The sequence below is a fragment of the Nonlabens sp. Asnod3-H03 genome (genome assembly GCF_045063665.1).
Taxonomy (GTDB): domain Bacteria; phylum Bacteroidota; class Bacteroidia; order Flavobacteriales; family Flavobacteriaceae; genus Nonlabens; species Nonlabens ulvanivorans.
Genome location: NZ_JBEFOD010000008.1, coordinates 153,824 through 168,670 on the forward strand (window position 1 = coordinate 153,824; position 14,847 = coordinate 168,670).

Consider the following 14,847-nt stretch of genomic DNA (forward strand, 5'->3'; position numbering starts at 1 on the left):
CCTGTTAAAGGACTATGCAAAAGTTATTTAGTTTTTCGTTTTGGAATGGCATCGCAAGAATCATTTTGCGTAATCGAGAGATTCTTTTAGGCCTTATAATTCTGGCCACCATAGGTCTTGCTACCCAATGGAGTAATATGCGATTTACCCATTCTGAGGCAAATCTGTTACCTGACAACCATCCTGTAAATCAAGAATACAGACAGTTTCTAGAAAAATTTGGTGAAGAAGGAAACTTAATCATTCTAGGTATAAAAAATAGTGACCTTCTCACGTATGAAGATTTTAACGCTTGGAACTCACTTGCCGACTCTATTGAAAAATATGATGAAGTAGAACTTGTTCTATCTACATCCAACCTTCCAGTCCTTAAAAAATCTGATGACGCCTCTAAGTTTATTATAGAGCAATTATCTAAAGCTCCTTTAACATCTAAAGAAGAGCTCTCAGCATATAAAACAAAGCTATTTGGAGAGTTGCCATTTTATCGCAACCTTATATTCAGTGAAAAAGACTCAGTTCTTAGAACAGCGATTTACATCAAAAAGGATATCGTAAATAGCTCTATCAGAAAAGAGTTTGTACTTGAGAAATTCAATCCACTCATTGAGGATTATAAAGAAAATCACGGTCTATCAGAATTAAGAGTTTCTGGAATGCCATATATCAGGACGTTAAACTCACAGAATATAGTTGATGAGATAAGTATGTTTTTACTAGCAGCACTACTTATTACATCAGCAATTTTCTTTTTCTTCTTTAGATCATGGAGAGCTACCTTTATATCTATAGTCACTGTGATTATAGGTGTGATGTGGGCTTTCGGTTTTCTAGGATTGCTTAACTATGAGATTACTGTATTGACCGCTCTCATACCGCCATTAATTATTGTTATAGGAATCCCTAACTGTATTTTCTTAATTAATAAATACCAACAAGAAATTAAAGAACATGGGAACCAAGCTAAATCACTTCAACGTGTGATTACCAAAGTAGGTAATGCGACCTTAATGACTAATCTTACTACAGCTAGTGGATTTGCTACATTTATCTTTACCGACAGTACACTACTGAGTGAATTCGGAATCGTAGCCTCTATATGTATCGTTTCCATTTTTCTTTTAAGCTTAATGATAATCCCTATCATATACAGCTATCTGCCAGTTCCTAAAGATAGGCATCTAGAGCATTTAAGAAAGCGCTGGATAGGTACATTTGTAGACTGGACAGAGCGCATGGTAAAGGAAAATCGTATTGCTATATACATTACCAGCTTGATTGTATTAGTTATTTCTATAATAGGAATGTATCAAATAAGAGTTTCTGGTAGCCTAATAGAAGACATGCCTAAGTCTATGCAATTTTATAAAGACATTAAATTCTTTGAAGAAAGTTTTGACGGTATCATGCCGCTAGAAATAGTGGTAAATACTAAAAGCAAAAAAGGAGTTTCTAAGGCCAAGACACTTAAAAAACTAGATGAACTTGAGGCTCATATTATTGAAACACCAGAGCTGTCTAGACCTATGTCTATCGTAAGTATAGTAAAATATACTAAACAGGCATTTTATGGTGGTGACCCAGAATTTTATGATCTACCAACTACCTATGAACGCGTTGGTATTTCTACACTATTGGATGATAGCGGTGGTGACGCCATGCTTATGAAAAGCTATGTAGATAGTACAGGCCAATATGCACGCATAACGACGTTTATGAAAGACATGGGAACAGATCGCATGGAACGTGTAGAAGAGGATTTACGTGATGAAATTGCTAAGGTTTTCCCTGAGGAGAAGTATGAAGTTTTATTAACAGGTAAAGCACTAGTGTTTCAAAAAGGAACGAATTACCTGATTAATAATTTAATCATATCACTTACCCTTGCCATTATCCTTATTGCTCTCTTTATGGCATGGATGTTTAAGTCTGTGCGCATGATTCTAGTCTCGCTAGTACCTAATATTTTACCATTAATTATTACAGCTGGCTTAATGGGCTACCTAGGTGTCCCTATAAAACCATCAACTATTTTAGTATTCTCGATAGCCTTTGGTATATCTGTAGATGACACCATTCACTTCTTGGCAAAATATAGACAAGAATTAATAGCCAATAAGTGGCGTGTTAAGAAATCAGTTTATGCAGCTTTAAGAGAAACGGGTGTCAGCATGTTTTACACTTCTATTGTATTGTTCTTTGGATTTTCAACATTTACAATTTCTAGCTTTGGCGGCACAGTGGCGCTAGGTGCATTAGTCAGTGCCACATTATTATTTGCAATGCTTTCTAACCTATTATTACTTCCTAGTATGCTTTTATCACTAGAACGTAGTATTGCAAATGAGCGCACCTTTAAGAAACTACCTATACCTATCATCCATAAAGATGGTGATGATGAGCAAGAGTAATTAATATTTTGCTTTCGCGTAAGCATTATCACAACAATCCCTTTGATAATCATTGGCATTCCATGTCATAAAAATTATATTTGCTGTTCTTAAAAAATCGAGAATGCAACATCAAAGAATTGCCGCATTATTGCAAGCAGAACCTAGCATGCAGGAGATTACTGTAAAAGGTTGGGTACGTAGTTTTAGAAACGATCGATTCATCGCATTAAACGACGGATCTACCATTCATAATTTACAGTGTGTTATTGAGCCAGATAACTTTGAACGCACTCTTCTAGACCAAGTTAATGTAGCGGCAGCGGTTGCCGTAACTGGTACTCTAGTAGAAAGCGCAGGAAGCGGCCAGCGTGTTGAACTACAAGCAAAAAATGTTACCATATTAGGTACAGCAGATCCAGAAGAAGTTGCAAAAACAATTCTATCTCCTAAACGTCACAAACTTGAAACACTACGTGAACAGGCACATTTAAGAGTGCGTACTAACACCTTTGGCGCAGTGATGAGAGTGCGTGCTGCATTATCTTTTGCAGTCCACAAGTACTTTCAAGAAAATGGATTTTATCAAGCACATACACCTATAATTACCGGTAGTGATGCAGAAGGAGCCGGCGAAATGTTCCGATTATCAACTTTAGACCCAAAGAATCCACCGCTCGATGAGGACGGAAACATAGACTACAAACAAGATTTCTTTGAAAAAGAATCTAACCTTACTGTTTCTGGTCAACTAGAAGCTGAGACATATGCTATGGGATTAGGACAGGTATATACTTTTGGCCCTACTTTTAGAGCAGAAAACTCAAACACCTCTAGACACCTTGCAGAGTTTTGGATGATAGAACCTGAAGTGGCATTTAACGATCTAGATGCTAACATGGATCTATCAGAAGACTTTATCAAATCAGTAGTAAAATATGCACTGGACAACTGTAAAGACGATTTAGATTTCCTTGAAAACAGGTTAATACAGGAAGATAAAAGTAAACCACAAGCTGAACGTAGCCCTATGGAGTTGCGCAAGAAACTAGAGTTTATTCTTAAAAATAATTTTAAACGAGTTTCCTATACCGAAGCTATTGATATTTTAAAAAGTTCTAAGCCCAATAAGAAAAAGAAGTTTAAATATCTTATTGAAGAATGGGGCGCAGATTTACAAAGTGAACACGAGCGTTACCTTGTTGAAAAGCATTTTGAATGCCCAGTAATTTTGTTTGATTATCCTGCAGACATTAAAGCATTTTACATGAGATTAAATGACCCAGATAGTGAAGGCCGTGAAACGGTGAGAGCCATGGATATTTTATTCCCAGGTATCGGTGAAATAATAGGTGGATCACAACGTGAAGAACGTTATGATGTACTTAAAGATAAAATGGACACCATGGGCATTCCTGAAGAAGAACTATGGTGGTATTTAGAAACACGCAAGTTCGGTAGTGTTACACATAGTGGTTTTGGTCTTGGATTTGAAAGATTAGTAATGTTTGTTACAGGAATGAGCAACATTAGAGATGTAATACCTTATCCTAGAACACCTGGAAATGCAGAGTTTTAAATAATTATCGCATAACATTTACTAAGTCCCAATACCATACTCTGGTTTTGGGACTTTATTTTTAATTAAGTACCCTACACCAGTATTAGTTTATATTTAATAAACAAACTGCCTTTATAAATAAGGCTTTTGTTATTTTTACTAGGTAATTAATAATCCCATGCTTAGACAGTCGTTAAATTTCAAGCTATCACAAAAGCTTTCTCCTCAACAAATCCAGTTGATGAAGTTGATTCAATTGCCTACACAGGCATTTGAACAACGTGTTAAACAAGAGTTAGAAGAGAATCCTGCCCTAGATGATAGTAAAGACAGTCTAGATGACGATTATGATGAGTTCTCTAATCAAGATGAATATGGGGACGAGAACGACACTATTGAAGCAGATATCAACGTCGATGAATACCTAAGTGATGATGATATACCAGAATACAGAACTCAAGCAAATAATTACAGTGCAGATGACGATGAGAAAAGTATTCCATATGCCTCTGGGACATCATTTACACAATCTTTAACTGATCAATTAAATACAAGAAGATTAAGCGAGCAACACTATGGAATAGCTCAATTTTTAGTAGGTAGCATAGATAATAGTGGATACATCCGTAGATCCATGGAAGACATCGCAGACGACCTCGCTTTTACCATGAACATCTACACAGATGTCTTAGAAGTTGAACAAGTTCTAAAAGTGGTACAACAGCTAGATCCTGCTGGTGTAGGAGCTCGTGATTTACAAGAGTGTTTATTAATTCAGCTTTCGCGAAAGCGTAATAATGAAAGCACTGAGCTAGCGATGAAGTTAGTAGGTGAATCATTTGACGCATTTAGTAAAAAGCATTATAAAAAAATACTAGAAAAATACCATATTGATGAAGATGAGCTGCGTGATGCTATAGAAGAAATAGAACACTTGAACCCTAAACCTGGTAGTGCCTATGCTGGTGGCAGCACCAGAATGGTGGAACAAGTAGTTCCTGATTTTACAATTCGTATTAAAGATGGTGAATTAGAACTTACTTTGAATGGTCGTAACGCGCCAGAATTGCATGTCTCTAGAGATTACTCTAACATGTTAAAAGGTTACAAAGAGGCTAAAGAAAAAAGTAAATCCCAAAAGGATGCCGTTATGTTCATTAAACAAAAGTTAGATGGCGCAAAATGGTTTATTGAGGCTATTAAACAACGTCAGGAAACACTTTTTATGACTATGTCCTCTATTATGTATTATCAGAAAGAATATTTCCTAACAGGTGATGAACGTAATTTAAGACCGATGATTCTTAAAGATATTGCAGACGAAATAGGAATGGATGTGTCAACCGTATCACGAGTAGCAAATTCTAAATATGTTGACACACCGTACGGTACTAAATTGATTAAAGAATTCTTTTCTGAATCCATGACCAATTCTGATGGTGAAGAAGTATCTACTAGAGAAATTAAAAAAATACTAGAAACCGTTATAGGTGAAGAAAGTAAGAGAAAGCCATTGACCGATCAAAAACTAGCAGAACTGCTTAAAGAAAAGGGATATCCTATAGCAAGGCGTACTGTTGCAAAATATAGAGAGCAATTAGACATTCCTGTCGCACGTTTACGCAAGGAAATTTAAAAGAAAGTCATGAAAGGTTTTTTGAGGTTCTGGAGTTATCTAGTTAACCCATTATTTGTCCCAGCAGTTGTTGCTTTATGGTACTTTTTAAATGTGTCCTTCACCGACGGTACGATTATAGAATTGAAAATGTATTTAATTCTAGTATTAACGGCTGTTCTTCCGATGCTAATATTTGCCATTTTAAAGCTGTTAGGAGTAGTTAAAAGCATTCACCTACCACATATTAGAGAACGACGTACACCGCTAGCCACATATGCTATCTTATTGCTTATTTTAATAAGAGGTGGCTTTAATGACTTCACTGATTTACCTCTTTACTATTTTTTTGTTGGTGTACTCATTGCAACGATTGTAGCCTTTGTTATGACTATAGCACGTTATAAATTGAGCTTACATATGATGGCGATGGGTGGAGTAATAGGATTTAGCATCATGCTGCACGCGAGCATTGAGACACCATCAGTACTATCAATAGCAATTCTATTTATACTTTCTGGATTAACAGCAACATCTAGATTATCTATGAAAGCACATAAAGGTCATGAATTACTCTTTGGTTTCATTACTGGACTGATTGCACAAATAACGACAGGCATATACTTCTTATAATAAATAAAATTCTATCCCAAATTTTATAGGCTGCAAGTTGACAGACTCTCCATTAATCTGGGCTGATTTATCGAATAACGTATTTAAATTGTATTGAACAAAAGCGTTAAAACTACCATTCCCCAAAGTAAGAGTTGCGGAGTACCTAAACTTATTAAGTTCTGGAATACTAGTTTGTACTACAGTGTTATTAGCTTGTTCAAATCTCGCTTTATAGTAATAAATATAACCTAGTTTAATACCAGTGTAAATACGCCAGAAATTATACTTAGTTGCTGTAGAAGTTCTCCATCTATATTGAATAGGCATTTCAATTAAATTAGTATTCAATCTATTTGATTTATAATCAACATCGGAATCCAAGATGGAGTATATGGAATTACCATCCTCATCTTCACCTATAAACAGGTTTGAATTATAAGTGTTAGTAGAGAAGCCCAGCCCAACGCCTATCGCTTTATTACGACGTTTATTAAGAGGCATATCTCTGATAAAGCCTAAATGTAAACCTCCGGAAAATCCATTTTGTGTAAAATCTGCCGGTTCATTATTGATAAGGTTAAAAGATAAGCCTATGTAGAACTGATCTTCTCTATACAGAGAATCGACAACAGTAGGAATAGCGTTTTCCTTTCTATCATCCTCACTACTTTGTGCATTTCCAGAAAAGGTCATTAAAAGACCTAATAGAATCATAAGTTGTTTCATGTAGTAAAGATATGAATTTGAAACGTCGCTAATAAAAAAAGCCGTTTCAATAAGAAACGGCTTCTAGATATAAATAAGAGTATTATTATCTTCTCTTTATGTTATTCATTGGATCACCTTGATTAGAAGTGTAAGTAATTTTAAGTGCTTGCGCTTTTCTTAATTCTTGCTTCACATCAGTAAGAACACCTACTTTTGCATTCCTATCAACCTTTAAAGATACCATCATCTGATCTTGTAAATTTTCTGGCATTGCAGATCTTTTAGTGTTAACGTAATTATACACATCATCAACACGAGAAATTTTATCACCTAATTGCACCACATCACTAGTACCGAAAGTTTTCTGATAATTGACACCTGGCTTACCTATGTAAATATTAACCAGTTTATTTTTATCTTCTAGCTTTTCTACTTGATTAGCAGCTGGCAATTGATTTTCTACAAGCATCTCATCATCTCTCATCACGGTTGCAACCATGAAGAAAAATAAAAGCATGAATACAATATCTGGTAAAGATGCTGTCGATACTGGTGGTAAATCACCACTCTTTTTCTTATTAAACTTTGACATATTATCCTGCTACTTGTGGTTCTGCCTCAGAAAGATTTCTTGGATAAAGCTCTCTTATGACGTCTAATCTTTTCTCTAACTCTAAATACTCAGGTGTCTCCTTATCTGCCTCTTGTGTATCCTTATATCTAGCATACATAGATTCATAAGTCTCACCATAACGTTGCGTTGCCGCGCGGTTTCTAAGTATCGTATAAGCTCTTACTAACTCATTAGTTACAGTTATGTAATAATTATAAGTTGCTTGTCTATCATTAACTAGTGATACAATAGCTTTTTTAGGATTGTCGGATGACTCAGGACTTCTTTCGCCCTCACAATAAGCACATCCACTTTTACCTTCACCACCACCGTTATCTATAAACGCTACTGCGGCATCAGTTAAATCCTTTAACTCCATTAACTCTTCTTCAACTAATAGCTGATTGTCCTTATTCACCAAAACCTGAAAAATATTTTTCTTTTTAACTGGTGGTGGTGGAGTCTTCTCATCAACTTCTGGCGGCAGCTTACTTACAATCCCACTATCAACTTCAATAGTAGTAGTTACTAGGAAGAAAATCAAAAGTAGGAAGGCAATATCTGCCATTGATCCTGCATTTACCTCAGGTGCTGCTCTTCTAGCCATAATTTATCTATTTAATAATTTGCTTACTCCAGTCCATAAAATTGAACCTACTGCAAGAACAGCGACGATATAGAAAGTATAGATAGAAGCTCCTACTAATTTAGAAGTGTCTGCCGTTAGTGGTTCACCTTCATCTAACATCACTAATTGTCCAGTTCCAGGATCAGTTACTGCATCATCTGCAAAACCGAAATATGCTATTAAACAAATAGCAACAAGTATACCAACTGATATCAAAGAACGCTTTAATACAGCTGGGCTACTAAAAATCCCTTTCAAAACAAAGAATAAAACTAGACCGACAGTAATAGCCATTACCGCATATGCTAGATACATCATAGGTGCCAGTGTCGCATTTTGCAACGCACCATCATTTGTTAAATCTGCTGCTTCTGCTTGGATAGCCTCATCTCCTACCGAAATCGTATAGAGAAAGAAACCAGCTGCGATAACACACAGCAAAAGCGCTAGATATTTAAATACTTTATGTAATACCATGATTTAAATCTGGTTTAAAGGGTTAATTACAGCTTTCCATTCTTGTAGTCTACAAGAATATCAATAAGTGTTATAGAAGCATCCTCCATGTCGTTTACAATACTATCGATTTTTGCAACGATGTAATTATAAAAGATTTGAAGTATAATCGCTACGATAAGACCAAATACAGTTGTTAATAGTGCTACTTTAATACCACCAGCCACAAGGGCAGGCTCCATAGCTCCAGCAGACTGGATATTATCAAAAGCATCAATCATACCTAATACCGTACCCATGAAACCAAGCATCGGTGCTAGTGCGATAAATAAAGAAACCCAAGAAACATTTTTCTCTAACTGTCCCATTTGAACACCACCGTAAGCTACAACAGCTTTCTCTGCGGCTTCAACACTTTCGTCTGCTCTATCAAGACCTTGATAGTAAATAGAAGCAACAGGTCCTTTTGTATTTCTACAAACCTCTTTAGCCGCTTCAACACCACCACTCTTAAGAGCGTCTTCTACTTGTGCTGCTAATTTCTTAGAGTTAGTAGTAGAAAGATTTAAATAAATAATTCTTTCGATAGCGATTGCTAAACCTAAAATAAGACATATCAATACAAATGACATGAATACTGGACCACCTTCTATAAAACGCTTTTTAAGCTCTTGGTGGAATGTAATCTCTTCAGTAACGTTAGCCGAAGCATCGTCATCCTGAGAAATAATAGTTGTAATTGCGCTAGTTGTAGTTGCAGTTGTGCTAGCATTTGCAGTTGTAGATAGACCTAACATCATTACTACAGCCATGAACAAAATTGAAAGTGATCGTTTCATTTTAAGATTTATTGATTTATTTGAATTTTCGAGTCAAGGGGTAAATATATAATTTATCTCTCAAAAAACAGAACTTCTATTATTATACCAATGTTAATTATTATTAATTAACAAGCCTAACTTCTGAATAACAGCAAAATAACGGCTTTTGAAGTAACGAAATCTTTCTCCATAAGACCTGAATTATAGAGAAAACAAGCATAAATACTCCGATATAACTAATTAGACGCTGCAATAAAAAACCCTTCAAGCCATGAAGACAAGAAGGGTTTTTGCAGAGAGGAAGGGATTCGAACCCTCGAAACGTTGCCGTTTACACGCTTTCCAGGCGTGCGCCTTCGACCACTCGGCCACCTCTCTAATTGACGACAAGATTACAAAAAATTAACCTTATCTCAAGAATATTTTACACACTTATCTCTCCTCTTAATGAAGTTTCAAAATATTTTTTAAAATCACCAGTTTCTGGCATATAAGCTAACAAATACATCATTTTAGCAAGCGCGGCCTCTGTAGTAATATCATAACCTGACACCATGCCTAATTTTTTTAAGGCTACACTGGTTTCATATTTACCCATATCAACTGCACCGCCACGGCATTGCGTTACATTAACGATTCTAACATCCTTCGTCAAGGCTTGCTTTAATGCGTCTATAAACCAACTTGAAGTAGGAGCATTACCGCTACCATAAGTTTCTAGAATTATACCGCGCAAACTTTCTATTTCACATATAGCCTTAACCACCTCTTTGGTAATTCCAGGAAATAACTTCAGCACCACAACTTTAGAGTCCATTTCGGGTCTATATATCATTTTAAGCGGACTCAATTCTAAGGAATCTTTTTTTGCCATTGACACGCGATCAAAACCACCTTTCCATAACAACTGTCTATCAATATTTAAATGAACACCACTTATAGCTAGCGGCGGATAATTAGGAGAGCTAAAAGCTTCAAAATGCTCTGCATTCATTTTAGCTGTTCGATTTGCTCTATATAATTGGTATTCAAAATACACGCACACCTCTTTTATTATAGGCTCATCATTATCCCATTCACTCGCCAACTGAATACTCGTAATCAGATTTTCCTTGGCATCTGTTCGCAAATCTCCTATAGGAAGTTGTGATCCCGTTAATATCACTGGCTTAGTAAGATTTTCGAACATAAAACTCAATGCGCTACCAGTGTGCGACATAGTATCACTACCATGCAACACTACAAAACCGTGATAGTCATCATATTTTGCATTAATTATATCACCCAGAATCTTCCAGTAACCCAAATCCATATCAGAAGAATCAATAGGTTCATCAAAAGAAGTAGTTTCTATCTGACAATCCAATTGCTTAAGTTCTGGTATATGGAATAGTAGCTCAGTAAAGTCAAAAGATTTTAAAGCACCTGTTTCTGGATCTTTAATCATCCCAATAGTACCACCAGTGTATATAAGAAGTATTCTAGGCTTCATCTACAACCGCCAGTTTTTCCTTATTAAAGACAGGTCTAGCATACATCATTAGAAAACTTTCTACGGCTTTCTCATCTTCAATATTAACTCTGAGTCGCAAACGGCGTTCAAAATAAGCTAGATCTTGATCCGTATAATACTCGCCATATTTCTTTTTGTTTGACACTAAATCATAAGCTACGTAATTAGTAGGCCATAATTTATAATTAGATTGTATAGTATCATCCAACTGACTTACTATTTGTTGTAAAACTTGATTAGTGCCTGCAGCCGTATCATTTGAGAAGATTAGAGGTTTTCCAGCTGCAATGTGTATATGTTTTTTTTGCCCTAAAGCTCCTTTTAAAATACTATTGAAGTCCTCATTCTCTGACTTGATATACTCCTCTTCAGCAGCTTTCGCTAATAATTCTGGCACTTTTAATATATCAGTAGGATCATATTCATAAGAAATACTTACCGGCACTATTTTAAGATCATTAAGATACTCATGCACTGGCATATTACCAGACGCAAGGCCAATCATTTTAAGCACTCCTTGTTCGGTTACATCATTACCATCTTTAGTCCTTCCTTGCCTTTGTGCAATCCATACACTTCTATTCTCTTCTTGGAGTAATGTCCTGATGTATTCACTTAGCTTTTTACTACTTAACAAGGTTTCTCGTGGACCTACACCTCTTTTAACAATAAAATTACGTGTCAATTTACTTAACGCATTAACAAATGGTCGTTGCACAAGATTATCACCAATGGCACTGGCTGTTCTAATTAAATCATGATCAAACAGTTTCACATTAAGCAAACAAGTATCTAATATGATATCTCTATGATTTGAAATATACAGATAAGACTGATCTTTTTCTAAATTCTCAAATCCTGAAGTTGTTAATCCCGCAGAACTTTCTTTTAAAATTCTCATTACAGATTCCCTAATCACATCTCGTTGAAAATCATTAATCGATTTACAATTCAACACGATTTCCTTCACCTCTTCATAAGGCATGTCTGGAAAAGTATATTGAAATAGAGTTTTAATCATCGGGTGACGCACTGCACTTTGAAGCGCAATATTCACCTCGGCATCATTAAAAAATCTTATGTCATCAAATTGGGCCAATATATTTCTAGTTAAGTTAGGGGCTGTAAATGTAAGTATCTCAACACTTACACTCCGAAGATTTTAGTAGAATTTAAAGTTGTTACCTCGGCAATGTGCTCTATACCGGTATCGTAAACCTCTGCCAATTTCTGTGCTACAAGCGCTATATAAGCACTTTCATTACGTTTACCTCTATAAGGAACTGGCGCGAGATAAGGTGCGTCCGTTTCTAAAACGATGTGTTTTAAATCAATTTCACTTAAAAATTTATCAATCTTTCCATTTTTAAAAGTGGCAACACCACCTATGCCTAAACTCATATTTAAATCCACAGCTAGTTGAGCCTGCTTAAATGAGCCCGTGAAACAATGAAATATACCATTTAAGGAAGTGCCGCGATAAGATTCAAGCACCTCAAAAACCTCATCAAACGCATCTCTACAGTGGATTGCAATGGGAAGTTCACGCTTAATAGACCAGTCAATCTGAGTTTTAAACGCCTCAATTTGTTGAGACTTAAACTCATCACTCCAGTATAAATCCACACCTATTTCACCAATCGCAACAAATTGTTCTTTATCCAGCATCTCATGAACATGCGCTAGCTCTTCAAGATAGTTCTCTTTAACATGCGTCGGATGTAAACCAGCCATCAAATGTACATAGCTAGGATAATCCTTTTTCAATTTCAGCATCGCTGGTGTATAAGTAGAGTCAATAGCCGGTACAAAAAAACGTTCCACACCAGCATCAATTGCTCGTTGCATCATCTCTTTTCGGTCTTCATCAAATGCTTCGCTATATAAGTGTGTATGTGTATCTGTTAAAATCATTTTACAAAAATAAAGATTTGTTTGAAGTACGCTTTCGCGAAAGCGTATTTATATTTACCACAAACTCAACTCATGTTTTCACTTAAAAAAACACTAGAAAGTCGTGGATACTTTTCACACACTATCCGGCTATCTGAAAAAAGTGGCCATATTATAACCAAAGCATCTATTAACGGGCATACAGGACGTTTTATAATAGATACTGGCGCCAGTGCAACTTGCTTAAATCAAGATTTATCAGAAAAATATCAATTACTATCTGAAAAAATGAATCAAGAAATAGGTACCGCAAGCGGATCCTTAATTCCACAAATCGCACATAACAACATTATGCAATTAGGGGAATGGATTGATAACGATTGCAGTCTTCTAACCATGGATATGAGTTTTATTAATCAGGCTTTAAAAGCCGAAGGAATGCGTAGCATTAACGGCTTGCTTGGTGCAGACTTTTTAATAAAATCTAAAGCTATTATAGATTATTCTGGTAAAAAAATCTATCTAAAAAATTAACTCCATAAAAAAAGCCTCTTGAACTAAGAGGCTTTTTTTATTTAAAGATTTTTACTTAATAAAACACAGTAAAAGCTCCGTTTGTAATATTAAAATCATTAGGCGGTCCTGTCATAAAAGAGAACGTACCTGTTACTGAACCAGCAACCGCATCTACCGCTGTAATATCTAATGTACCAGATATTGCTGGTGTAGGTGTACCACCAGATATATAATTTGCCGTATACATGCCTGAACTAGCAAATGTATAAGAACCTACCGTGATAGTCTCGGGAAAAGTTAACACAATTGAATTAGCTCCATTTGATGCATTTACCACAATAGAACCACCTGCATTAATAGGAGAAATAACAGTAGGTGTAAAAGCTACTCCATCAACATCAGCAGCAAGACTACTAGCAGTAGCACTACTTCCAGGTCCTATAGGACTACCAAATGGTACTTGAAAGATAACACCTTGACGCATGTATAATGAATCTGCATTCATAGGTAAATAGCTCACAAAAGAAAAAGTACCTGTTAAAGTTCCAGCAGGTGTACCAGCAGATAATACTACCTGACCTGTACCAGCTCCTTCATTTGTTGAATAAACGTCTGTATTATTAAATGTGTAAACAGCCTCGTTTGGTGATCCAGAACCTAGCGGATAGGTACCTGCATTTGCAGACTCTAGATTAAATTGAAGTTGTTCAATTCTATTCAAACCAGTGATTGTCACTGAGCCATCTGCGTTTGCCACAGCAGTCATTTGAGTAGACTTAAAAAAATCACCGTTGCGTACGGCCTGGATTGCTGGGATGTTATCATCCTCTAAATTGTCTTCACAAGCGGTAAATGCAAATAGCGCAAGTGAATAAATAAAAAGCTGTTTAATCAATCTCATTCTTAAAAATGTGTTTGAGCAAATGTAAATAAAAATAAAAGATATGCTGCTCATTATTAAAATAAGTATATTTTTGCACACTCAAATTAATAACTAGGGTCGGGCACCCACAAATTTTAATGATATGCCAGTAAAAATTAGATTACAGAGACACGGAAAGAAAGGTAAACCATTCTATTGGATCGTTGCAGCAGATGCACGTTCAAAGAGAGATGGTAAATATCTAGACAAAATAGGTACTTACAACCCTAACACTAACCCTGCGACAATCAACCTTGATGTTGACGGAGCTGTAAAATGGTTAGAAAATGGAGCACAACCTACAGATACTGCTCGTGCAATTTTAGGTTACAAAGGAGTAATGCTTAAAAAACACCTTAAAGGTGGTGTTAAAAAAGGAGCCTTTACTGAAGAGCAAATGGAAGAAAAATTCAACGCTTGGAACTCTGAAAAAGAAGCTAAGATTGCTGCAAAAGCTGGTGGACTTCAAAAAGATGCTGATGCAGCTGCTGCTAAAGCACTTGATGCAGAAAAAGCTATTAATGAAGCTCGTATCGCTGCAAATGCACCTGTAGTAGAAACTGCAGACGCATCTAGCGAAGAAGAATAAATTATAG

General features: G+C 35.9%; 15 protein-coding genes and 1 tRNA gene. 6 read left to right on the forward strand and 10 right to left on the reverse strand.

Annotation, left to right across the window (positions count from 1 at the left end; genetic code table 11):
• Positions 1-14: 14 nt before the first annotated feature.
• The 4 genes from ACJJVI_RS03955 (at position 15) to ACJJVI_RS03970 (ending at position 6,199) form a co-directional block, all read left to right on the forward strand.
• Positions 15-2,411 carry an RND family transporter gene (locus ACJJVI_RS03955; RefSeq protein ID WP_036584041.1) on the forward strand — a complete coding sequence of 799 codons (2,397 nt, stop codon included), beginning with the start codon at positions 15-17 and terminating at the stop codon, positions 2,409-2,411.
• 103 nt (positions 2,412-2,514) lie between these two features.
• Entirely contained in the window at positions 2,515-3,969 is a 1,455-nt protein-coding gene (asnS, locus tag ACJJVI_RS03960) for an asparagine--tRNA ligase (RefSeq protein WP_042247278.1), read from the forward strand.
• Positions 3,970-4,129: 160 nt separating this feature from the next.
• The gene (gene rpoN / locus ACJJVI_RS03965) at positions 4,130-5,587 is read left to right on the forward strand and encodes an RNA polymerase factor sigma-54 (protein WP_036584035.1); all 1,458 of its coding nucleotides are present in this window, start codon (positions 4,130-4,132) and stop codon (positions 5,585-5,587) included.
• A 9-nt stretch (positions 5,588-5,596) separates the two neighbouring features.
• Complete coding sequence (locus tag ACJJVI_RS03970) at positions 5,597-6,199, forward strand: hypothetical protein (RefSeq protein WP_317290258.1); 603 nt, start codon at positions 5,597-5,599, stop codon at positions 6,197-6,199.
• On the opposite strand, the gene ACJJVI_RS03975 is transcribed toward ACJJVI_RS03970, so the two are convergent.
• From ACJJVI_RS03975 to ACJJVI_RS04015, 9 genes are all read right to left on the reverse strand, one after another.
• Positions 6,194-6,907 (reverse strand): porin family protein, encoded by a 714-nt coding sequence (locus tag ACJJVI_RS03975; protein WP_036584031.1) that lies wholly within the window; start codon positions 6,905-6,907, stop codon positions 6,194-6,196. The two genes, ACJJVI_RS03970 and ACJJVI_RS03975, sit on opposite strands and share 6 nt — an antisense overlap.
• A gap of 85 nt (positions 6,908-6,992) precedes the next feature.
• A complete protein-coding gene (locus tag ACJJVI_RS03980; protein ID WP_006796116.1) occupies positions 6,993-7,481 on the reverse strand; it encodes a biopolymer transporter ExbD in 489 nt (162 codons plus the stop codon).
• A gap of 1 nt (position 7,482) precedes the next feature.
• A complete protein-coding gene (locus ACJJVI_RS03985; protein ID WP_405350528.1) occupies positions 7,483-8,109 on the reverse strand; it encodes an ExbD/TolR family protein in 627 nt (208 codons plus the stop codon).
• A gap of 3 nt (positions 8,110-8,112) precedes the next feature.
• Positions 8,113-8,607, reverse strand: a complete 495-nt coding sequence (locus ACJJVI_RS03990; protein WP_036584025.1) for a hypothetical protein — start codon at positions 8,605-8,607, stop codon at positions 8,113-8,115.
• Between the two features lie 26 nt (positions 8,608-8,633).
• Positions 8,634-9,425, reverse strand: a complete 792-nt coding sequence (locus ACJJVI_RS03995; protein ID WP_006796119.1) for a MotA/TolQ/ExbB proton channel family protein — start codon at positions 9,423-9,425, stop codon at positions 8,634-8,636.
• Between the two features lie 275 nt (positions 9,426-9,700).
• Positions 9,701-9,785: transfer RNA gene (locus tag ACJJVI_RS04000), tRNA-Ser, on the reverse strand.
• Between the two features lie 46 nt (positions 9,786-9,831).
• Complete coding sequence (locus ACJJVI_RS04005; RefSeq protein WP_036584018.1) at positions 9,832-10,899, reverse strand: asparaginase; 1,068 nt, start codon at positions 10,897-10,899, stop codon at positions 9,832-9,834.
• A complete protein-coding gene (locus ACJJVI_RS04010; protein ID WP_042294855.1) occupies positions 10,889-12,019 on the reverse strand; it encodes a 1-acyl-sn-glycerol-3-phosphate acyltransferase in 1,131 nt (376 codons plus the stop codon). The genes ACJJVI_RS04005 and ACJJVI_RS04010 overlap by 11 nt, the downstream gene beginning before the upstream one ends.
• A gap of 47 nt (positions 12,020-12,066) precedes the next feature.
• The gene (locus ACJJVI_RS04015) at positions 12,067-12,834 is read right to left on the reverse strand and encodes a TatD family hydrolase (protein WP_193743618.1); all 768 of its coding nucleotides are present in this window, start codon (positions 12,832-12,834) and stop codon (positions 12,067-12,069) included.
• Positions 12,835-12,906: 72 nt separating this feature from the next.
• On the opposite strand from ACJJVI_RS04015, the gene ACJJVI_RS04020 reads away from it, so the two are divergent.
• Positions 12,907-13,347 carry a retropepsin-like aspartic protease gene (locus tag ACJJVI_RS04020; RefSeq protein ID WP_042295357.1) on the forward strand — a complete coding sequence of 147 codons (441 nt, stop codon included), beginning with the start codon at positions 12,907-12,909 and terminating at the stop codon, positions 13,345-13,347.
• A 55-nt stretch (positions 13,348-13,402) separates the two neighbouring features.
• On the opposite strand, the gene ACJJVI_RS04025 is transcribed toward ACJJVI_RS04020, so the two are convergent.
• On the reverse strand, positions 13,403-14,230 hold the full coding sequence (locus tag ACJJVI_RS04025) for a DUF6252 family protein (protein ID WP_200875712.1): 828 nt from the start codon (positions 14,228-14,230) through the stop codon (positions 13,403-13,405).
• A gap of 124 nt (positions 14,231-14,354) precedes the next feature.
• Here ACJJVI_RS04025 and ACJJVI_RS04030 point away from each other — a divergent pair, with 124 nt between their 5' ends.
• On the forward strand, positions 14,355-14,840 hold the full coding sequence (locus ACJJVI_RS04030) for a 30S ribosomal protein S16 (RefSeq protein ID WP_405350536.1): 486 nt from the start codon (positions 14,355-14,357) through the stop codon (positions 14,838-14,840).
• The last annotated feature ends 7 nt before the right edge of the window (positions 14,841-14,847 follow it).